Here is a 20,569-nt window from a genome sequence, read left to right as displayed (position 1 = left end):
AGTCTTTTTATGGGGGAATTCATTCGTGAAATTTTTAGACATGCTACGCAAAATTGATGAGAAACCAGAGGCCGACAAATCGGTTCCAGATTCTCCTAAAAGTGACCAAAGTTCCGCTCAATCTCAAGCATCTAACGACAGCGAATCAACTGAGGTTGCTACTGAAAACGAACAAAAAGAGGAACAACTTCCCATGTCAGTTCATGACAAGCGCGTAAATATCGAAGAGCAAATGAATGACCTTTCTCATCAATATGCTCAATTAAGAAATGATTTAAAAACGAACCTTTTCTCTGAAAAAGACGATTTTGAAGCTAAGAAGGAAACCCTAGATAATTATCTTAAAACTTTAAAACGTGATGAAAAAGAATCAGCCGACAAACTAGCTGATACAAAAGCACAAAACGATGACGCTGCTAAAGAACATTTAGCCGTTGTGAACGCTGATCGCAAAGAACAAGAGCAAAAACTCAGTGAATTACAAGAACAGTTAAACGACCTTAACTCCGAGATTAACACAAAGACAGCAAGTTTGGAAACGCTTCAAACAAATCTTGCAAAAAATGAACAATCTGAAACTGATATGTCCACTTCCATCAAGGAAGAAAAAGACCTTCAAAAGATGATGGTCTTGATGGAAAAGCAAAAGAAATCTATCAACACTCTTTACGATGAACGTAAGGACCTCAAGGAACAAATCAATTCTTCTCAAGAAGATATCGCTAACTTAAACAGCAAGGCTGCTGATTTGAATAACAAGATCAGCGACATTAATAAACAAATTGCTAACTTGCAACAAAAAGCTCGTAACATCGATGACCAAATGAAGAGCGATCACAATTATCGTATCGAAACTATTGCCGGTCTAGAACGTCACATTCAAAGTCTTGGCGAAGAACACAAGAAGATCGATGATGAATTGGGTGAAGTTAACAACAATATTGATTACTTAACTAAATACATCAAGGATGTCTTCCATTCAGCTTATCTAGTACGTGATGTTTATCTTGATAAGGACAAAGAATATTACGTAACGGCCGATGATTTTGGTTCTGATACAGCCAAAAACGATCTATTTGGAATGATCAACTATCTTGAATCCAAATTACAAAAACCAGTCACTGTCGTATCAACTTTCTACGACAATCATATTCATGAAATCATTGATAAAAAAGCTAAAGATCAACACATTTCAATTCCAAATGTTGTTAACCTATTTGACCAATTACAGACAAGTCCTAATCCCGATGGCAAGCGTGTTGCTATTCCTGAAAATCCTGATTGGGTAACTAGAACTGATGTCGAAACACAAGATACCTTTATCTACGATAAGAACCAAAACTTATTGATGACTGCTGAATACTTCGACAAGATGATCGACCGTATTAACTACTACAAGAATGATCAAATTGTGAAGACTAATATTTACAACAGCAAGGGTCAATTATCTTCAATGCAAAACTTTAACAAGAATAAGGAATTGTCAGAACAGAACTTCTACCGTACTGATGGCTCCATTGTTCTAACAGTTATTTTCGATAAAAATAAACCTGTCAGTTACCAATTATTCGATAAGAATGGCTTACTTGAACATGACTTCAATGAAAAATCTGAATTGATCACTTGGTGGTTGAAGAGTATTGAACCTAATACTGAAAATGCCGTTTTCGTTGGTAACCACGCTGATCTCTTATATCAATTAATTGTCAGTGTTAACGAAATTGACAGCAAGAATACTATTCTGCTTCTTCAAAATGTCGCCAAGAGGATCGACGATGTTATCAAGTTGTTAGATGAACAAGAGAATATCACCGAACTTCTTGTACAAACTGAAGATGACCTACACGCCATTGAAAGCAAAACAAACCGTGATATCAGTGTTAGTGTGATCAACACTGCAAGCAATGGTACTTTATCACTTCCTGAATCACTTAAAATTTAATATTTTTGGGGGACTGTAACTACAGTATGAATGTGTGATATAGACACAATCTCTCCATTTAATTGTGAAAAGACCAAGTTCATACTAAATGGATTTGATCTTTTTGTTATGATCACATATCTTTATAATTTGGCGAAAGTGGAAAAAAATATGAAAACTATATCTATTATCGTTCCGTGTTTCAACGAACAAGAATCTATTAATATTTATTATGACGCAATGACTAAAATCAAAGAACAAACCAATAAGTTCAATTTAGAATATTGGTTTATCGATGATGGTTCAAAAGACAAGACTTACTCTATTTTGAAAGACCTTCAAAAAGATCATAGCGATGAAGTGCATTTCATCTCCTTCTCCAGAAACTTTGGTAAAGAAGCTGCCCTTTATGCTGGCCTTAATGAAGTCACTGGTGAGTATGTCGCCGTTATGGATGTCGATCTACAAGACCCACCAGAAATGTTGCCGGAGATGTTCGATATCCTTGAAGAAAAGGAATATGACTGCGTCGGTACAGCTAGAATGGACCGTGAAGGTGAAAACAAGATCATCTCTTTCTTCTCCAATAGCTTTTACAAAGTCATCAACAAAATGTCGCAAACTAAAATCATCCCTGGCGCCAGAGACTATCGTTTAATGACCCGTCAAATGGTAGAAGCCATCAAATCAATGACCGAGTATAACCGTTTCTCAAAGGGAATTTTCAGTTGGGTTGGATTCAAGACCAAGTACTTACCATACAAGAATCGTGAACGAGTAGCTGGTAGTACGTCTTGGAATTTCTGGAAACTATTCAAGTACGCCGTTACAGGTATCGTTGATTTCTCAGAAGGACCTCTGATGTTCGCCACTTGGATGGGAACACTCTTTTCAATTACCTCAATAGTCGCTATTATTGCAATTATCATTAGAAAAATAGTTAGTCCATTAAGTAGCGTAAATGGCTGGGCCTCAATAGTTTCCATCGTACTTCTCATAGGTGGGATACAACTATTAAGTATCGGTATTCTTGGAGAATACATCGGCAAAATTTTTCTTGAAGTTAAAAAACGCCCTATCTATATCGTTAAGGACAAAAAATAGAGAGCAAAAATCGGTTATAGTGTATCCTTGCCGTCCTCCGCAAAAATTGAGAATGCTGTTAGAACGCTATGGGCACGATTTGGAACTAATTATTTTACACTTCGTGCAAAATAATGGATTTCCAAAGTCGGCCTCATTGTAACCGGCAAAGCCGGTAACAATGATCTCATAGCTGAACGCATTCCCAATTTTTGCTCCGGACTAAACAGCACTTTACTTATTTATTTTGATATGAATTATTTAATTCACTATCCTTTCTATTTTAAAAATTACTTTTAATTCAAAAATAGGTATTTAAATAGTCAAACACTGTGAATTTAGTCAGTAATATTAGGATCAGGATATAGTCGGTAGTAGAAAATCTGTGGGCCCTCAGTGGTGAAATTCTGGTTGGCTTGCGCAGCAAGGTTACCAGAAGACCGAACTTGGAGATCCATAATTTTGCACGAAGTGTAAAATTATTAGCTTCAAGTCGTGTCCACCACGTTCCAGTGGCCCACAGATTTTCTACTACCGACGGCATACATTAACCATGTCTGTAAATCAAATTTAGTGAATCAACCTCCAAAAGACCAGTAAGGCAACTAAAATCACTTGCCGAACTGGTCTTTTTCAATCAGTAAAACTTCAACCGTTATCACATGATAAGCGACAAATATTAAGATATAATGTTAAACGAATAGATCAAGGGATGGGTTAATAAAATGAATGTACGTGATCAACAAGCTGAGAATACTAAGAACGCGATTTTACAAGTTGCTGCCAAAATGTTCCTTTCACAAGGATATCAAGCTACATCTACGCGTAAGATTGCTCAAGAATTAAATATTACTCAACCAAATATGTATCATTACTACAAGAATAAGAAAGTGCTCTATATCAAGGCTATCGAGTATTCTGTCAACAACTTTAGTAAGAATTTGTTGGAAGAATATAGTAAAACTAAAGACTTGCCATTTGAAGAACTACTGAATCATATGTCAAAATACATGATAGAGAACTTCAGAATCAATTACTTTGTTATGCGCAATGATATTGAGAATTTCTTTACTGTTGAAGAAAGAACTAGCCTTAACAATAACTGGGATGGCGGTTATTACAAGGTTCTATTCAACATTTTCCAATCGCATAAAAGTGAACTACGTTCTGATTTAGCCATTCCCGTTCAAGTCGGAACTTTTCTAACAATGTTACTGCCTTACATTGAATATAACGATGCCAAAAGGAAGCGTAATATTGCTAACCTCAACACTGTTATCAATATTTTCATCAATGGCATCAAAAAAGAATAGGGGTCGATATGGAATTTATAACTCTGCTTGCATTGATGTTATTTCTAACAATCGTTGTTAGTCACGTGTTCAATCGTCTAAATTTGCCAGCCGTTATCGGGCAATTGATTTTGGGCGTTATTTTAGGTAAAGGTGTTTTGAATATCGTTAAAGCCGATAATGATGTTAACTTATTTGCTGAGATCGGCGTAATTTTATTGATGTTTTTAGCTGGTTTGGAAAGTAACCTAAAATTACTCAGAAAACACCTCATACCCAGCGTTACCGTAGCTATTTTTGGCGTTATCCTACCTGTTGCTTTAACACTGGGAACGTCACTGTTATTCGGCATTAATTTCAAGGAAAGTATTTTTATTTCAGTCGTTTTTGCGGCAACATCTGTTTCTATCTCTGTTGAGGTTCTTAAGAGTCTCAATTACCTTTCTAGTGCCTCTGGAACGGTAATTTTAGGAGCGGCGGTCGTCGATGATATTTTGGCGATTTCTATTTTAAGTATTATGTCAGGAACTCTAACTGGCGACTTTTCGGTACAAAAGATCGTTATGTTACTAGTACTCTGGGTTCTCTTTGGTAGTTTTGTTGTCGTTTTGCACAAATGGATCATCCCCCAGATAATCCACCTGGCAGATTATATTGAAGCGACGCATGCACAAACTATTTTTGCATTAGTAATTTGTTTCGTGATGGCTTATATTGCTGATTTAGTTCAACTAGATGCTGTTTTAGGTGCTTTTGTGGCCGGAATTGCAGTCTCTAATTCTAAATACTATACAGAAAAAATAGGAAGCAATATTGAAGCTATTGGTTATAGCCTTTTTATTCCCGTTTTCTTCATCAGTATTGGTCTCAATCTTGAATTCACTAGTTTCCTCAAAGATTTCTGGCTAATTTTAGTCTTCACAATTACTGGTATCCTCGGAAAATTAATTGGTGCCGGCTTTGGAGCTAGATTGTCAGGATTTGATTTAAAGGATTCTTATGTCATTGGTTCTGGAATGATTTCACGTGGTGAAATGGCGCTAATCATTGGTCAAATAGGGTTTAGTGCCAAACTGTTATCCGAAGAATATTACTCTGCTGTAATCATCAGTGTTATCCTGATTACAATTATTTCACCATTTTTCCTAAAACACTCTATTAGTAGGAATCCTCTGTAGCTTATAGTTACCACTAAATCAATGTACGAGATATAATGATAACGTAAACATTTAATTTCGAAACAGAAGGAGAAGGTTAATTATGGCACACATTTTAGTACTAGGCGCTGGTTACGGTGGCTTGAGAGCTGCTCGTGATTTGGCCAAGAGCACTCCAGCAGGAACACAAATTGATTTAATCGATAAAAATGAAAAGCATGTAGAAAAAACTGCTTTACATACTATTGCAGCCGGCACCAACCGTGCTGATGCAGTAAGTTTTGATATCCGTTCAGTTCTACCTTCAAATGTTAACTTCATCAAGGCAACTGTTTCTAAGCTCGACTTAGATAACAAAACAGTTGAATTTACAGATCATGAGGCTATTACTTATGACTATATCGTAGTTTCTTTGGGCTTTCGTTCAGAGGACTTCGGACTTGAAGGTGCTAGTGAAAATGCCTTGATCCTTCAAGATTTGGAAACAGCACAAAATATTTATAAGACAATTAACAAAAATATTGCTAACTATAAAGAATCACAAGATCCTAAAGACTTAAGTATTATCGTCTGTGGTGCCGGATTCACTGGAGTTGAAATTCTTGGTGAATTAGTTGATACCGTTAAGATTCTCAAAGCAAAATACGATGTTCCAGAAATCAAAGTAACTTGTGTAGAAATGGCAACAAGAATTCTACCAATGTTTGATGAAAACCTTGCTAGCTACGCCGTTGATTATCTAGATAAGAACGGTATCAAGCTATTGACTGGTGCCAAAATCAAGAGAATCGACAAACAAGCCGTTGTCTACATGGATGGCGACACTGAAAAGAGTGTTGAAGGAAGCACAATTATCTGGACAGTCGGAGTAAGTGGTAGTGACGTTATCGCAAATTCAGGTATTGAAGCTAGAAGAAATCGTGTTATGACAACCGAATTCCTAAATCTAGAAGCACATCCAGAAGCCTACTTTATCGGTGATGATTCTGCAATTATCCCTAAGGGTGAAGAACGTCCATATCCAACAACAGGACAATTAGCAACATCCGAAGGAACAGGAGCAGCCTTTAACATTGCGGCCGCTCTAAATGGCAAAGACTTGAAACCATATACTTACACATCATTAGGTACAGTCGCATCATTAGGTCAAAACCATGGTATCGCTGAAATCAGTAAGAACCTCAAATTCAAAGGTACAATTGCTTCATTATTGAAACACGTATCAGCAGATAGAGGAATTATGGAAATAGCCGGATTGAAGACAGCTATTAAAAAAGGAACGATCTAAATCAGAGAGCGAAGCAAGGGCGCTCAGCTCCCGAGGATTAAGACTACTAATCTCAGTCGGCAACGAAGTGCCGGCAGAGATTAGTTGACTTAACCGGAAGGAGTTGCTCATTTCCACTATATTGCATAGAACTATGGTTATTTAAAAATAGAACTAATACTGTAATCCAAAATAAGCTGCTTCCCCGAAAAAGAGGAACCAGCTTATTTTTATACCTACAAATTGCTTTACACACATGCAAATAATATACTGACCCTGAATAACTCCAAGGGATGTGTAAACTATGGCAATCAAAAAAAATCAAATATGCGCCATTTGCGGCAATCGTTTCACAATTACAGAAGGATTATTTTTAAGAGACCTCAGCGACCTGTTAAAAGCACAAGTTCTACAAACTAATAAATACGCCAAAGACTCCTCTTTCATTTGTCTCAAAGACATGCAAAAATTACGTATCGCAAAAATGCAAACTACCATCGATCAAGATTTGAAAATCGATCACCAAATGACCGACCAACTCCAAAAGGAACTCGAGAAAGATACTTACGTTATCAAAAATATCAATGACACTGTCTACGGTAAACGAACACGTGGTCAAAAAATGGCTGATGCCGTAGCAAAATTTGGTGGTAGCTGGCAATTTATTATCACCTTTACTGCTATTATTGTTATTTGGATGACAATCAACGTCGTGCACCTCTTCGGCGTTAACTTCGATCCCTATCCATTTATACTCCTTAATCTATTTTTGAGCTGTGTGGCTGCCATACAGGCTCCTATCATCATGATGAGTCAAAACAGACAAGCAGATCGTGACCGTTTCGATTCTGAAAATGATTATCGTACTAATACTAAATCCGAAATGGAAATTCGGATTCTTCATGAAAAGATAGATCAACTCAATGAAGTTCAGTGGCCACATATTTTGGATATTCAAAAGATGCAAATCGAAGTCTTGAGTGAAATTGAAAATGAAATTCAATCGTTGAAATCAGAAAACAAACCACAACCGGACCGTTCTACTAGACATCCCCACAAATAAAAATAAGTGTTGAAACGGATTTTGCATCCTATTCAACACTTATTTTTTAATTATCAATTGTTCTATTAATTCCAATATTATTTTTAAATAATTTCTTTAGAACGATAATGATTACTGTAGCCATGATCGATACAAAAATAATTGTAAAGACTGCACCCAATACTTGAATACCTAATAGTTTCATTCCACCACCATAGAATAAACCATTGGTTATAACGTTATGGTTAACTGTTTTCGTGGCGAATAATCCTACAGCAATTGAGCCAATAATCCCACTAATACCGTGACATCCGAAAATATCCAGATAATCGTTTAAATGTAATTTGTACTTAAGATAATTCATAAAGTAAAAACTGCCAATTGCCGAAATAATTCCAATGATAAATGCTCCCAAAATAGTGACGTAACCCGTTCCTGGAGTGACACCAACTAGTCCACAGATACTACCTGTACAAATACCATTGACCGTAACGTGAGATTTATATTTATTTTCCAAGATAACCCACATTACCAAAGCTGAACAAGCAGCTATTGTTGTTGTAAAGAAGGCATTAAGTGCTTGATTATTTAGCTGTAAAGCACTACCAGCATTGAATCCATACCAGCCGATCCATAATAAGACCGTGCCCATCAAAATCCACATCGTGTTCCCTTTTGCATGTTCGTTATTGTACTTGTAAGGTTCACGCAACATAATAGCTAGAATCATCGCTGTAATTCCAGCATCGATATGAATAACCGTTCCACCAGCAAAATCCAAAACGCCCAACTGTGCTAGGAATCCACTTGGTGACCAAACGATATGTGCCAATGGATAATAAATCAATAATGACCAACAAATGACAAACAAAGCAATAAACTTAATTCGTGCTCTACTTGCGACTGCACCAAGGAAAAGTGCTGGCGTTAAAATGGCAAACATCATTTGAAACAATAGATAAACCGATGTTGGTAATCCCGTAGCACCAAAAGTAGACGATAAGTCTAATCCCGACAAGAATAAATGATGAAAATTACCAATGATACCTAGGTGATTACCTTCAAATGAAGCTGAAAATCCAATCGCCACCCATAAAAGTCCAGCTATACCAAACATTAAAAAGCTATTAAAGAGAATCCTGTTTACATCTTTTTCTGGTACAAAGCCGCTATAAAACACCGCGATACCTGGAACCATTATCCAAACTAGCATGATTGATAAAACCATAAAATCAAGTGTCATAATTATCACATTCTTTACATTCGATAGGGTCTCTATCTATTTTTGACGTATTATATTACGATTTTAATTTCATGTATACCAATTTACATTTTAAAATAAGCGTTAAAATTTTTAATTATTATTTGAACAATTATAATAGGGGCGTATTAATCAATGAATAATTTATAAATTATATAAAGATTTGTTTAATTAAAAAGGAGAATACCATGAAGAAGAGAAAGACACCATTTTCTTTATTAGGTATGGTAATCACTCTTGGTATTGTTTATGGTGACATTGGAACTTCACCTCTTTATGTTATGAATTCCATCATACACGATGCAGGTACAATGGCTGACGCCAAGCCTGAGTATATTTTGGGTTGTGTCTCATTAATTTTCTGGACACTAATGCTCATCACCACTATCAAGTATGTTTTGATTGCCATGAAAGCTGACAACAACAAAGAAGGCGGCATCTTCGCCCTCTATGCTTTAGTCCGTTCAAGAGGAAAATGGTTAATTATACCTGCTCTAATTGGTGGTTCCGCTCTTTTAGCAGATGGAACCTTGACCCCTGCCGTTACAGTTACTTCAGCGATTGAAGGTATTAAAGGTCAACAGCTTGGAAATTGGGTTTTCTCAAATAAACAATCATCCGTTCTAATCATTGTTACCGTTATTCTATTAACACTTTTTGTCATTCAAAAATCGGGAACTGATCGTATCGGACGCTCATTTGGACCTATCATGTTCGTTTGGTTTGGCTTTATCGGGATTGCTGGACTATTCAATTTGTCTAATGATCTTTCGGTTCTAAGAGCACTATCACCCGTCTATGCGATCGAAGTTCTCTTCAGTCCTGTCAATAAAGTCGGTATCTTTATCTTAGGTAGTGTCTTCTTGGCAACTACCGGTGCTGAGGCGTTATACGCTGATATGGGGCAAGTCGGAAAACACAATATCTACGCTACTTGGCCATTCGTTTATAGCATGCTGATCCTAAACTATTTTGGACAAGCAGCCTGGATCATGAATAATTACCAAAACAGTGCTTATAGTCATATGTCCAATATCAATCCATTTTATGAAATGCTGCCCGAAGACTTTAAAGTCTTTGCTATCATAATTGCAACTTTGGCCGCAATTATAGCTTCACAAGCTTTAATAACTGGTTCATTCACTCTAGTTCAAGAAGCCATTGGTTTAAAAATTTTGCCTCGTTTAAGAGTAAAATTTCCTGGTAAATTTGAAAGCCAATTATATATTGGAACAATAAACTGGATATTATGCGTTGTAACGATAGCTATTGTTTGGTGTTTCCGTTCTTCACAACACATGGAAGCAGCCTATGGTTTAGCTATTACATTGACAATGCTAATGACAACTGTCCTACTACATCAATTCTTGATCATGAAGAATCATCGTAGTTTTGCAAATATCTTTATGATTTTCTTCATTGCTCTAGAGGGTTTATTCCTACTTTCAAGTTTAATTAAATTTGTCCATGGCGGTTACGTAACGGTTATTATCACCTGCGTAATCCTTGCCGTTATGGTTGTTTGGTATTACGGAAACAGACGTCGTGACGCACACCTAGCTGAGAGTGAGAACGTCTCCTTGCTTGACTATATTCCTCAGTTGGAAAAACTTTGCACCGATTCATCAATTCCATATTACGCAACCAATCTTGTTTATATGGTTAAGATGGGTGACGACTATAATATCAAACGATCTGCAATTTATTCAATTTTGGATCAAACTCCAAAACGAGCCAAAGTTTATTGGTTTGTTACCGTTGATCAAACTAATGCTCCTTATGAATGTAATTACAGCGTTGATATGATGCATACTAGAAATGTCGTTAACGTTAAATTAAATCTTGGATTTAAAAAATCTCAACACGTTAATATTTACATCAGACAAATCATCAATGCCTTAATAGAACGCGACATCATCGATGATCAGACTCCAACATATTCCATGGTTCCTGACCGTCATGTCGGTTCTTTCAAATTCATCATTCAAAACCAGCAATTCCAAGATTTAGGTGCTCAGGAACAAATGAACAGCCTTGACCGATTCTTGATTGGTGGACGACTACTATTGCAGAACATTACAATTTCGCCTTCACTTTGGTACGGATTGGAGTTCAGTGATGTGGTAGAAGAGAAAGTTCCTCTATTCTTAGGTATTCAAACAGACCAATATTTAACTGAAAAAAAGCTTAAAAATAGCATCAAGATAAAGCTGTAATACGCAAACAGGCAGTGACTCCATTATTGGAATAACTGCCCGTTTTTTATTTCTATACAATTGCTCTCTAATCTATAACTTCTGCTCCTAAGCAGGTTTTAAAATGATTCAATGCCCATTCATGCCCCGCTTGGTCGAATGAAGCTACTCCTTTTTCATGAACAACTATTTTGTAATTTAAATTATAAGCATCAACTGCTGTATGTAAGACACAAATATCTGTACAAACACCAACTAAATGCAATGTATCAATCTTTCTTTCTCGTAATCGAAGATCCAAATCTGTTCCAGCAAAGGCGCTATAACGGGTCTTATCGAATAGTTTAACTTTCTCACCATCATTAAACTGTTCATACCAGTCTTTTACACCACCGTATAGTTCACGTCCCCAAGTCCCACGAACATTATGAGTTGGGAATAACTTGGTTTCAGGATGATAAATATCATTAGGCTTATGAACATCGGTTGGGAACCAAACCCAGTCACCCTCTTGATACATTTTATCCGCTAAATCAACGATTGCAGATTCAATTTTCTGTCCTGGCTTACCCGTGGTCAAAGCTCCTTTGTCAGCGACAAAATCGTTTGTATAGTCAATAACTAATAAAGCTTGGTGTGAAGACATCACATTCTCCTACTTTCCTCTTGTTATTTGTGTACACTGCGATTATTCAAAATCTTTTTGATTAAGTCAATTCATTCGCTCCTTGATTATAAAAACCGATCATCGTAATCATGGTATAATTTCCCTAATCAAAGAATTAGGGGTCTTAATATGCATAAAAATTATCGTGAACCCATAAAAATCAAATACCTGGTTATTGCTATTATCGGTGTCGTGATTTTTGCTGCTGTACTTTCTTTTTTCACACTCAGAACTTCTAACAAATCCACTTCCAGTCAGACTAAACCTAAAGTCGAATATACTCAGCTCAAAAAAAATCTGGATCAAAAATTCAACGGCAATGGCAAGATTGCCACAATTAAACAAGAGGACAATATCAATGATAAGAATGGCAAGAATCCACATACAGTCATTCTAGTTATTTTGACTGACACGCAAACTCAGAAATATCTCAAAACAACTTACGAAGCGGTTCAAAACGATAAATCTTCTCGTGATCAACAACTCTACATTGCTTCAATTCAAAAAATCATTTCTGATGAGGCAAAGAAATTACACAATAATGATGATGTCATTCAATTCGTCTATAAAGATGGCAAGAAATATATTCTTGTTGCCAGTTCTCAAAAACACCGTAATCTAATTAAACCAGTAAAGGTTTCCAATTAAAAAGAGATACCACCTGTTCAATCTGGACAGATCGTATCTCTTTTTTAGTCGGCATTGTAGTAAAACCAATATATCAATAAGTGGGCTCCTATAACCAGAATTCGGCACTTTTTTAAAACTAGTAAAGACTAAAAAAGCACCCCCTAAAAGGAGTACTATTCTTCAATATCAACTTGTTGTCTTTCAACCTTTTCTTCGTCAAAAGCAATAATTTTATCAACGATTTCTTTAGGCTTTTCCAACATTGCTAAGTGTCCTGCACCCTTGATATCAGCTAGTTGCAAACCAGGTACACGACCAATTGTGGCCTTAGCATCTTTAATACCCTTTTCACCTAAAATTTGATCGCCATCTGAATACATAGCCAAAGTTGGAATCTTAATTGTACGCAGGCGTTTATTTAAGAATTTTTCACTCAAATAATCGACTGGCATCTTTTGAAGTTTCTTGGAAACCTTATGGTCGACCATATTAGCAGCTTCATCAACGATTTTAGGATTAGAAAGACTCTTACGGTCAAAATTTTTATCAAAGTAAAGACCAGCTTTAACCGGTGACTTAGCTAATTTTCCGAGCAATGGAATAGCCGCCATAGAAGACGATGCGTCCATATCGGCATATTTATCAGTTGCAGGAGTATTTAACAGAATTAATTTTGATATGGTGAAACCACGTAATTCAGCCATATTAACGGCCACCAAACCACCGACGCCATAACCAAAAATAATCAGCTGTTTAACTATCTTTAAGCGGGCAATTGCTTCTAACATATTCCAAGCTTCAGAATCAATTGTATAGTTGTCGCTTTTGACTTTACTAGACTTGCCTTGTCCAAGTAAATCAAGTGCAACAACGGTATATTTATCCTTCAAATAAGGAATCATTTCATCAAAATAGCTGATTGAACCATCAATTCCGGGAACCAAGATAATGATCTTGTCACTGTGAATTGATCCAATCAAATTTGTGTTTACACTGCCTTCGGATGTAGATAATATTTTTTCCAAATTATTCTGCCTCTTTAGTTTTATCTCTTACTACAAAATATACCTAAAATGTGAAGATTTTGCATTGATTATCGGGATTTTAACTTATTTTTATTTAATTGATTTATTTTATTGACAATTTACAGAAAATGCATTAGATTGGACTAGACCAGATAAATAGAGATGGGAGATTTTTGAAGATGAACATAATTAAAGTTAAAGATACAGAAATGGGCGGTAAAGAAGCCTTTAAACTTATGAAAGCCGACATCGAAAACGGTGCTAAGGTTCTTGGTTTAGCAACAGGTAGTAGCCCAATTACACTTTACAATGAAATGACAAGCAGTGACCTTGATTTTTCTAACATGACTTCAGTTAACTTGGATGAATATGTTGGATTGAAAGCTGATAACGAACAAAGTTACCATTACTTCATGAAAGAACATCTATTTAGCAAGAAACCTTTCAAGAACTCATACGTTCCTGATGGTTCAAATCCTGATGCCGAAGCTGCTACAAAAGCTTACGACAAGATCATCGAAGAAAATCCTATCGATCTTCAAATTCTTGGTATTGGTAGAAATGGTCACATTGGTTTCAACGAACCAGGTTCACCACTTGACGGAACAACTAGAAAAGTTGGTTTGACAGAATCAACAATCGAAGCTAACACACGTTTCTTCGAAGATGAAAAAGACGTTCCACGTTTTGCTTACTCAATGGGTATTGGTTCAATCATGAAAGCTAAGAAGATCATCCTTCTAGCTTATGGTGAAGCTAAAGCTGATGCTATTGCCGCTACTGTTGACGGTCCTGTTACAGAAGACTGCCCAGCAAGTGCCCTACAAAACCACCCAGATGTAACACTTATCATTGATGAAGCTGCTGCATCAAAGTTAAAGTAATTGATTAATTTAACCGATAGTCCTAATTAAATTTAGGGCTATTTTTTTGTAAAAAATTAATTCTCTATTTAGAATTATTGGTACTAAAAAAGCCTTCATATTGACCAAACTGGTTGATATGAAGGCCTTCTTGATTTAAAAATATTTTTAGAAGTGAAATATATTGAATTAGATAATTTACTTCAAACTAAAAATCAACATGCTATTTAGTCCGGAGTGAAAATTGGGAATGCGTTCAGCTATGAGATCATTGTTATCTGCTTTGCCGATTACAATGAGGCCGACTTTGAAGATCCATTATTTTGCACGAAGTGTAAAATAATTAGCTCCAAATCGTGCCCATAGCGTTCCAACAGCATTCCCAATTTTCACGGAGGACGGGAGTTTAGCTCCTATTCCCTTTTCAACTTTATAAAGCAGCTTTAATTTCAGCTACGATTTGTTCCGGAGTCAATTTGAATTCACGCCACAATTCAGCTGTAGTTTCACGGTCATTGAATCGTTTTGCAGCTCCAAAATTGAGTACGTGCATGTCAGTATCACCATAGAAACGGCTGACTTTTTCACCAAAGCCACCACTTAAACTGGCTTCTTCCAAAGTAACAACTAATTGATGATCCTTTTCCAAATTACTCAATGTTTCACCATCAAGTTCAGAGATATCACGAGGATCAATAACAGTTACATCAAGATCTTGTTTACTCAATTGTTGTTGAACTTCCTCGGCTAATGGTAATAAACTACCAACGCCTAAAACAGCAACTTTCTTACCAGCATGTAAAACATTCATCTTATGTGCATCGAAATCATTTAACTTAGCAGAATGAACACCGTTACTTGGAACTCTGATAGCCACGGGACCAACGTTTTGATGAAGAGCCCAGTGCATCATAGCAGTTAATTCTTCTTTAGTCGTTGGTGCCAAATAAGTTAAACCAGGGATATTACTTAACATCGCAATATCAAAGATACCTTGATGAGTTGGATCACCTTCACTGATACTGCCACCTGAAACCATGATCGTTACTGGCAATTTATTGATACCTAAGTCGTGTGATAATTGGTCGTAAGCTCTTTGCAAGAATGTACCTGAATGAAAGACAATTGGTCTCATGCCTTGTTGAGATTGTCCAGCTGCAAAAGTGATTGACTCTTGTTCAGCAATACCAACATCAAAATAACGATCTGGGTGTTTACGACCGAATCTCTTCAAATCGTAAGATCCAGGGATTGCGGCTGTGATAGCCGTAATTGGTGTCTTGTCTTCCGTGATCTCTTTTTCTAACTCTGCATGTATAACGTCGTTATAAGTTTCTTCTGTAACTGGGTGTAGTGTCTTACCAGTCTTTAAATCAAAAGGTACATGCCAGTGAAAGGCTTCCTTGTGATCAATTGCTGGTTGATAACCGTGACCCTTCTCCGTATGAACGTGTAAAACAATTGGGTGATCAATGTCTTTAACTGCTTTGAATGCATCCAACATCGACTGCATATCATTTCCATCCGCTACATAACGATAGTCTAACCCCATAGCTTTAAATAAGTTATGAGAACTTTGGCCGTTAGTTTCACGCAATTCTTTGAGACCTTCGTACAAACCACCGTGATCTTCAGCAATAGCCATCGCATTATCATTAACTAAGATGATCAAATTAGATTTCAAAGTAGCAGCAATATTCAAGCCTTCTAAAGCTAAACCACCTGAAAGTGAACCATCACCAATAACGGCCATCACATTGCCAGACTTGCCTTGTAGATCACGAGCTGAAGCCATACCAGTTGCTAAAGCAATTGAAGTTGAAGTATGTCCAATATTGAAATAATCGTGTGGACTTTCTTCTGGTGCCGTATAACCACTAACGTCGTCAAAATGTTTTGGATCTAGCCAAGCCTGTTTACGCCCAGTTAGAATCTTATGGGTGTAAGATTGGTGCGAAACATCCCAAACAACCTTATCAACGGGTGAGTTAAAGATCGTGTGAAAAGCGATTGTTAATTCCACTGCACCCAAATTTGGGCCAACGTGACCTCCAGTTTGGCTGACTTTATTAAGTAATACCTTGCGGATTTCAGTTGCTAGTTGTGTTAATTGAGCCAAATCCAACTTCTTCAAATCAGCAGGTTGATCAATTGTATTTAAAATTGGTGTATCCATATATTTGTTTCCTACTTTCCTCAATTTTTTATCGATGATTCCATACTAAGACTTAGAGTTACCTTTAGGTCAAGAACATTTATCAAAAAAATTGATTTATTTTTAAATTGATTAATCCCCATCACGAATTTTTGTTGACAAAGGATTCAAAAAACCAGTAACCTAATGAGGTTGTATTTTTAATAGGTGGTTAATATGAAAGAAAAATTATTTAAAAAAGCAGATTACAAAAAATTTGTAGTCGGCGACGCCCATTTTGAAAAGGTGCTAACTCGTGGAAACCTAATTTCAATGGGAATTGGCGCTATCATCGGTACAGGAATCTTCATTCTACCCGGAATCGTCGCTTCTGAGACAGCTGGTCCTGGTATTACTATTTCCTTTGTTTTATCGGCCATTGTTTGTGTCATGACAGCCATGTGTTTTGCGGAATTGTCTTCAACCTTTCCCGTTGCTGGTAGTACTTACTCATACGGAAGTATTATTTTTGGACAATTTCCTGGTTGGTTGATTGGTTGGGCATTATGTCTGGAATACGTTTTAGGTGTCTCAGCTGTATCCTCAGGCTTTTCAGCTTATTTTGTCAGCCTCTTCAAAGGATTAGGCGTGGCTTTGCCAAAAGCAGTCACAGGTCCATTTGAGCCTTCTAACGGAACTTTTATTAATTTGCCTGCCGTTATCGTTTTAGTCTTAATTTACTTATTACTTCGTCGTGGTGTTTTGGCTTCAGCCAGAATGAATACCGTGATGGTCTTCGTAAAAATCTCTGTCGTTTTAGCTTTCATTATTATTGGTTTGTTCTACATCAAACCAGCCAATTATCATCCCTATTTCCCAATGGGCGGCATGGGAGTCGTCAAAGGAGCGGCTTTAGTTTTCTTTGCCTATCTAGGATTTGACGTTATCCCATCTTCAGCCCCAGAGGTTAAGAATCCACAAAAAAATATTCCTATCAGTATCATGAGTTCTTTAGCTGTCTGTGCAATCCTTTATGTTATTTTATCCGCCGTTCTAACTGGAATGGTCAGCTATAAAGACTTAAACGTTTCTGATCCCGTTGTCTTTGCACTCCAAAGAGTCGGTTTAAACAAAGTAACCTTCTTAATCAGTATCGGTGCTTTAGCCGGAATGTTTACGATGATGCTCAATACCGTTTACGGTGGCTCTCGTTTAATTTACGCCCTCGGACGTGACGGCATGATCCCTGAAGCATTCGGAAGAATTCATCCCAAAGCAAAAATGCCAATGCTTTCACTTAATGCCATTTCAATTTTAGCTATCCTCTTAGGTGGCTTCGTTTCTTTGAAAGAATTAACCAGTTTGGTCAATATCGGAACACTGATATCCTTTGTCTTCGTAGCTTTAGGTATTATCAAATTGAGACATCGTGAAGATTTACCAAATAGTGAATTCAAGGTTCCTCTATATCCGTGGTTACCAATAATTTCCGCTATTTCTTGTATCATTTTGATGACTCAAGTCAGCATCAATTCTTGGATCACCTTTATCTTCTGGATTCTGATTGGTGTAGGTATTTACTTCGCTTACGGTTATAAAAAGAACGATTAAAAAAATGCTATAAAACACGCGATGTGTTTTATAGCATTTTTTATTCAGCAAAGTAAGGTTCCATAATTTCTAATTTCTTATTATCTAAATCTAGTCTAGCTTTTAAGCCATATGGTAAAGCGGTTCTAGGATAAGCGTGTCCAAAGTTAAAATTTGTCATCAGAGGTGTCTTGGTGTCCTCTGTCTCTTCTTTTAGAACTTGGCAGTATTCTTCATAATAAACTTCGTTCTGTGGCTTACCGGTGATAATAGCAGCAACTGCTTGCAAGATTCCACGAGATTTCAATCTCTTCAACATCTTGCGATATTCCTCAGGTGTCGGCTTCTCTTCACTAGTTTCCAAGAATAAAATTTTGCCCTCGAATTCTTTAACATCGGGAATCAAATGATACTTTTCAGCAATCTGCGGTTCATCGGTATAACGTTTATCGGTAAGTAAACTATTGATGCTGTCTATGCAGCCACCTAATAGTTGTCCTTCAACGACTCCTGTTCCTCGCTGAACTTGATAGCCTTTAGTTTCAGGATGACTGACACGAGGTGTATCCAGAGCTTCCTCTGAAAAATCAGTTCGTTCTTCATACCAAGTGGGACTGCTGAGAATTTCAGTTGTAGCCGGATTTTGGAAGTAATGTTCCAAAGTTTTTTTGGTATATGGTAATAATTCAGTATCTAACTCAGCCAAATCATTGATCACATTGGGACCATAGAAAGTCGTCAATCCTAATTGATATAACATTAAATGATTGACGGTCGTATCCGAAAAGCCGGTGAATAATTTCGGATGTTGTCGCACATTTTGAACGAATTCAGGATCATCTAACAGGTAAGGTGCTAAACGATAAGTGTCTTCCCCACCGATTGCACAGAAAATCCCCTTAATTTGGTCGTCAGCAAAAGCCCGTTTCAAGTCCTCAGCACGTTTTTTGGGATGATTTTTAATGAATTCAATTCCCTTCAAACTATTTGGCATAAATTCCGGAATCAAACCTAGTTCTTCAATTCGTTGCTTGCCACGATTCAATTCATGTTTAGCAAACTTCTCACCTAATACGCCAGCCGATAGACTGACAATAGCGACGTGATCTCCCTTTTTTAAAGCATATGGTTTAATCATTAAACCTTCCCCCTTACTTTTTGCAGATACTTGTTTTTCAAAAATAGTACACCTGCGACCAAAATAATAATAGGGGTGAGTGTTATTGGGAAAAATAGCATGATAAAGATTCCAGCAATAATCGGTGACAATAATTCACTCATCAGTGTCGTTGCTAAAACAGCCACTACCAGTAAAGTATCAAAATTTGGTAAGAGTGCGGCCGTCGCAAATCCAGCTGTCATAGTGGCAAAAGTGATAGGAAAAATATCTCCTCCACGCCAATTAAATGTTAAACACCAGACTAGAAAGACTAGTTTTAACAGTGCCATCGAAAACAGATATGTTGCTGACTGATTATTCCATGCTCCAGTCAATAAATGAAGGCTATGCTGACCGGAAAACAGCAAATTAGGTTCCAAGTACGAAATGACAATGATGCCTAACGCTCCTAAAGTAACTCTCATAGCCAGGTTTAAATTCAAATGTTTAATCGTCTTCTCAAATAGGTGATTCAATTGTTTTAAGATCATTCCAACAGCGATACCCACAATCATCAAAAGCGGCACGATCCACAATTCACTCAGTTGCCAGTGTGAACGCCCTAATTTTGTAATGAACGATGGTTGATCTGTTTGTTTGATCAATAACATAAATGCCAATAATCCGTTGATTGAAAAAACCACATAGAGTAATTTTTTCCATTTTAAAAGTTTGGGCGTTTTCGGTGCGATCTTCTCATCATACTTTTGACGATATTTAAAAGGATTCAAAAGACGTTTCAACGAAGACCTAAACGGTAACTGTTTCAATTCGTCATATTGGAAATAAAAGTAACGTAGATTATCAGCTTGCCAAATTGATAATGAAATAATGGCACTCAATAAGGCGGCTTCAGGACCGACCCCACTTCCAAAACTCAGGATAACCAGCGTAACCAATAAGTTCAAAAATACGTCCTGATAATCAATCGTTTGATTCTGTTTTAATTCCATCAGCGAGTCCTTGGTAGTTTTGGGTAATGTAGGCCAACGTTTAAGTAAAAAGTAGAGTATGAAACTCCCAATGATAATTAAGAGTGTCTGAACAATTTGATTATTGCTTATCCAAGCTACCTTAGTTAGAAAGCCCTCAACAACTAGAAAGACTGCTGCAATAAGACCAATAATAGCGCTCAATAATAATCCATAACTGACAAATAAAACTTTTTTGATAGCCTTCACCCACTCCCACAAATTAACAAAATTATAGCATTGAAATTTGGATAAAAAAAAAGAGTCCTGCATGTCTGCAGAACCCTTTCGGTGGTAAGGTGCGGTGATTTT

At 36.8% G+C, this 20,569-nt stretch carries 16 protein-coding genes; 10 read left to right on the top strand and 6 right to left on the bottom strand.

Features of this window, described 5'->3' with window-relative positions; all coding sequences use genetic code 11:
- The first annotated feature begins 25 nt into the window (after positions 1 to 25).
- From U8526_RS03915 to U8526_RS03890, 6 genes are all read left to right on the top strand, one after another.
- Positions 26 to 1,942: a hypothetical protein gene (locus U8526_RS03915; protein ID WP_334340661.1), complete on the top strand. Its 1,917-nt coding sequence runs from the start codon at positions 26 to 28 to the stop codon at positions 1,940 to 1,942.
- Between the two features lie 150 nt (positions 1,943 to 2,092).
- Entirely contained in the window at positions 2,093 to 3,025 is a 933-nt protein-coding gene (locus U8526_RS03910; protein ID WP_334340660.1) for a glycosyltransferase family 2 protein, read from the top strand.
- A gap of 704 nt (positions 3,026 to 3,729) precedes the next feature.
- Positions 3,730 to 4,317 (top strand): TetR/AcrR family transcriptional regulator, encoded by a 588-nt coding sequence (locus U8526_RS03905; protein WP_334340659.1) that lies wholly within the window; start codon positions 3,730 to 3,732, stop codon positions 4,315 to 4,317.
- Between the two features lie 8 nt (positions 4,318 to 4,325).
- Positions 4,326 to 5,474, top strand: a complete 1,149-nt coding sequence (locus tag U8526_RS03900; protein WP_334340658.1) for a cation:proton antiporter — start codon at positions 4,326 to 4,328, stop codon at positions 5,472 to 5,474.
- Between the two features lie 82 nt (positions 5,475 to 5,556).
- A complete protein-coding gene (locus U8526_RS03895) occupies positions 5,557 to 6,741 on the top strand; it encodes an NAD(P)/FAD-dependent oxidoreductase (protein ID WP_334340657.1) in 1,185 nt (394 codons plus the stop codon).
- A 283-nt stretch (positions 6,742 to 7,024) separates the two neighbouring features.
- Entirely contained in the window at positions 7,025 to 7,783 is a 759-nt protein-coding gene (locus U8526_RS03890; RefSeq protein WP_334340656.1) for a DUF1003 domain-containing protein, read from the top strand.
- A gap of 46 nt (positions 7,784 to 7,829) precedes the next feature.
- Here the strand turns inward: U8526_RS03890 and U8526_RS03885 are convergent, their stop codons facing one another.
- Entirely contained in the window at positions 7,830 to 9,005 is a 1,176-nt protein-coding gene (locus U8526_RS03885) for an ammonium transporter (RefSeq protein WP_334340655.1), read from the bottom strand.
- A gap of 206 nt (positions 9,006 to 9,211) precedes the next feature.
- Here U8526_RS03885 and U8526_RS03880 point away from each other — a divergent pair, with 206 nt between their 5' ends.
- Positions 9,212 to 11,239 carry a KUP/HAK/KT family potassium transporter gene (locus U8526_RS03880; protein ID WP_334340654.1) on the top strand — a complete coding sequence of 676 codons (2,028 nt, stop codon included), beginning with the start codon at positions 9,212 to 9,214 and terminating at the stop codon, positions 11,237 to 11,239.
- Positions 11,240 to 11,306: 67 nt separating this feature from the next.
- Here the strand turns inward: U8526_RS03880 and U8526_RS03875 are convergent, their stop codons facing one another.
- Positions 11,307 to 11,864 carry a cysteine hydrolase family protein gene (locus U8526_RS03875; RefSeq protein ID WP_334340653.1) on the bottom strand — a complete coding sequence of 186 codons (558 nt, stop codon included), beginning with the start codon at positions 11,862 to 11,864 and terminating at the stop codon, positions 11,307 to 11,309.
- A 150-nt stretch (positions 11,865 to 12,014) separates the two neighbouring features.
- On the opposite strand from U8526_RS03875, the gene U8526_RS03870 reads away from it, so the two are divergent.
- Positions 12,015 to 12,533 (top strand): hypothetical protein, encoded by a 519-nt coding sequence (locus tag U8526_RS03870; protein ID WP_334340652.1) that lies wholly within the window; start codon positions 12,015 to 12,017, stop codon positions 12,531 to 12,533.
- Positions 12,534 to 12,688: 155 nt separating this feature from the next.
- Here the strand turns inward: U8526_RS03870 and U8526_RS03865 are convergent, their stop codons facing one another.
- Positions 12,689 to 13,540 carry an alpha/beta fold hydrolase gene (locus tag U8526_RS03865; protein WP_334340651.1) on the bottom strand — a complete coding sequence of 284 codons (852 nt, stop codon included), beginning with the start codon at positions 13,538 to 13,540 and terminating at the stop codon, positions 12,689 to 12,691.
- 179 nt (positions 13,541 to 13,719) lie between these two features.
- Here U8526_RS03865 and U8526_RS03860 point away from each other — a divergent pair, with 179 nt between their 5' ends.
- Positions 13,720 to 14,424 carry a glucosamine-6-phosphate deaminase gene (locus U8526_RS03860; RefSeq protein ID WP_334340650.1) on the top strand — a complete coding sequence of 235 codons (705 nt, stop codon included), beginning with the start codon at positions 13,720 to 13,722 and terminating at the stop codon, positions 14,422 to 14,424.
- 409 nt (positions 14,425 to 14,833) lie between these two features.
- Here U8526_RS03860 and U8526_RS03855 read toward each other — a convergent pair whose 3' ends face one another.
- On the bottom strand, positions 14,834 to 16,579 hold the full coding sequence (locus U8526_RS03855; protein ID WP_334340649.1) for a 1-deoxy-D-xylulose-5-phosphate synthase: 1,746 nt from the start codon (positions 16,577 to 16,579) through the stop codon (positions 14,834 to 14,836).
- Between the two features lie 195 nt (positions 16,580 to 16,774).
- Between U8526_RS03855 and U8526_RS03850 the strand changes: the two genes are divergently transcribed.
- On the top strand, positions 16,775 to 18,148 hold the full coding sequence (locus U8526_RS03850) for an amino acid permease (RefSeq protein WP_334340648.1): 1,374 nt from the start codon (positions 16,775 to 16,777) through the stop codon (positions 18,146 to 18,148).
- 40 nt (positions 18,149 to 18,188) lie between these two features.
- On the opposite strand, the gene U8526_RS03845 is transcribed toward U8526_RS03850, so the two are convergent.
- The gene (locus U8526_RS03845; protein ID WP_334340647.1) at positions 18,189 to 19,265 is read right to left on the bottom strand and encodes a S66 family peptidase; all 1,077 of its coding nucleotides are present in this window, start codon (positions 19,263 to 19,265) and stop codon (positions 18,189 to 18,191) included.
- A complete protein-coding gene (locus U8526_RS03840) occupies positions 19,265 to 20,467 on the bottom strand; it encodes a chloride channel protein (protein WP_334340646.1) in 1,203 nt (400 codons plus the stop codon). Before U8526_RS03840 ends, U8526_RS03845 begins: the two co-directional genes overlap by 1 nt.
- Positions 20,468 to 20,569: the final 102 nt, after the last annotated feature.

Source organism: Companilactobacillus sp. HBUAS56275 (genome assembly GCF_036913655.1).
GTDB lineage: Bacteria > Bacillota > Bacilli > Lactobacillales > Lactobacillaceae > Companilactobacillus > Companilactobacillus pullicola.
Note: the sequence above shows the minus strand (reverse complement) of the source record. Positions and strands in the feature narration are given on the sequence as shown.

Excerpts from the sequence above, each read along its gene's own strand:
- U8526_RS03910 (WP_334340660.1), top strand. The coding sequence starts at position 2,093 with ATGAAAACTATATCTATTATCGTTCCGTGTTTCAACGAACAAGAATCT.
- U8526_RS03905 (WP_334340659.1), top strand. The coding sequence starts at position 3,730 with ATGAATGTACGTGATCAACAAGCTGAGAATACTAAGAACGCGATTTTA.
- U8526_RS03900 (WP_334340658.1), top strand. The coding sequence starts at position 4,326 with ATGGAATTTATAACTCTGCTTGCATTGATGTTATTTCTAACAATCGTT.
- U8526_RS03895 (WP_334340657.1), top strand. The coding sequence starts at position 5,557 with ATGGCACACATTTTAGTACTAGGCGCTGGTTACGGTGGCTTGAGAGCT.
- U8526_RS03890 (WP_334340656.1), top strand. The coding sequence starts at position 7,025 with ATGGCAATCAAAAAAAATCAAATATGCGCCATTTGCGGCAATCGTTTC.
- U8526_RS03885 (WP_334340655.1), bottom strand. The coding sequence starts at position 9,005 with ATGACACTTGATTTTATGGTTTTATCAATCATGCTAGTTTGGATAATG.
- U8526_RS03880 (WP_334340654.1), top strand. The coding sequence starts at position 9,212 with ATGAAGAAGAGAAAGACACCATTTTCTTTATTAGGTATGGTAATCACT.
- U8526_RS03875 (WP_334340653.1), bottom strand. The coding sequence starts at position 11,864 with ATGTCTTCACACCAAGCTTTATTAGTTATTGACTATACAAACGATTTT.
- U8526_RS03870 (WP_334340652.1), top strand. The coding sequence starts at position 12,015 with ATGCATAAAAATTATCGTGAACCCATAAAAATCAAATACCTGGTTATT.
- U8526_RS03860 (WP_334340650.1), top strand. The coding sequence starts at position 13,720 with ATGAACATAATTAAAGTTAAAGATACAGAAATGGGCGGTAAAGAAGCC.
- U8526_RS03855 (WP_334340649.1), bottom strand. The coding sequence starts at position 16,579 with ATGGATACACCAATTTTAAATACAATTGATCAACCTGCTGATTTGAAG.
- U8526_RS03850 (WP_334340648.1), top strand. The coding sequence starts at position 16,775 with ATGAAAGAAAAATTATTTAAAAAAGCAGATTACAAAAAATTTGTAGTC.
- U8526_RS03845 (WP_334340647.1), bottom strand. The coding sequence starts at position 19,265 with ATGATTAAACCATATGCTTTAAAAAAGGGAGATCACGTCGCTATTGTC.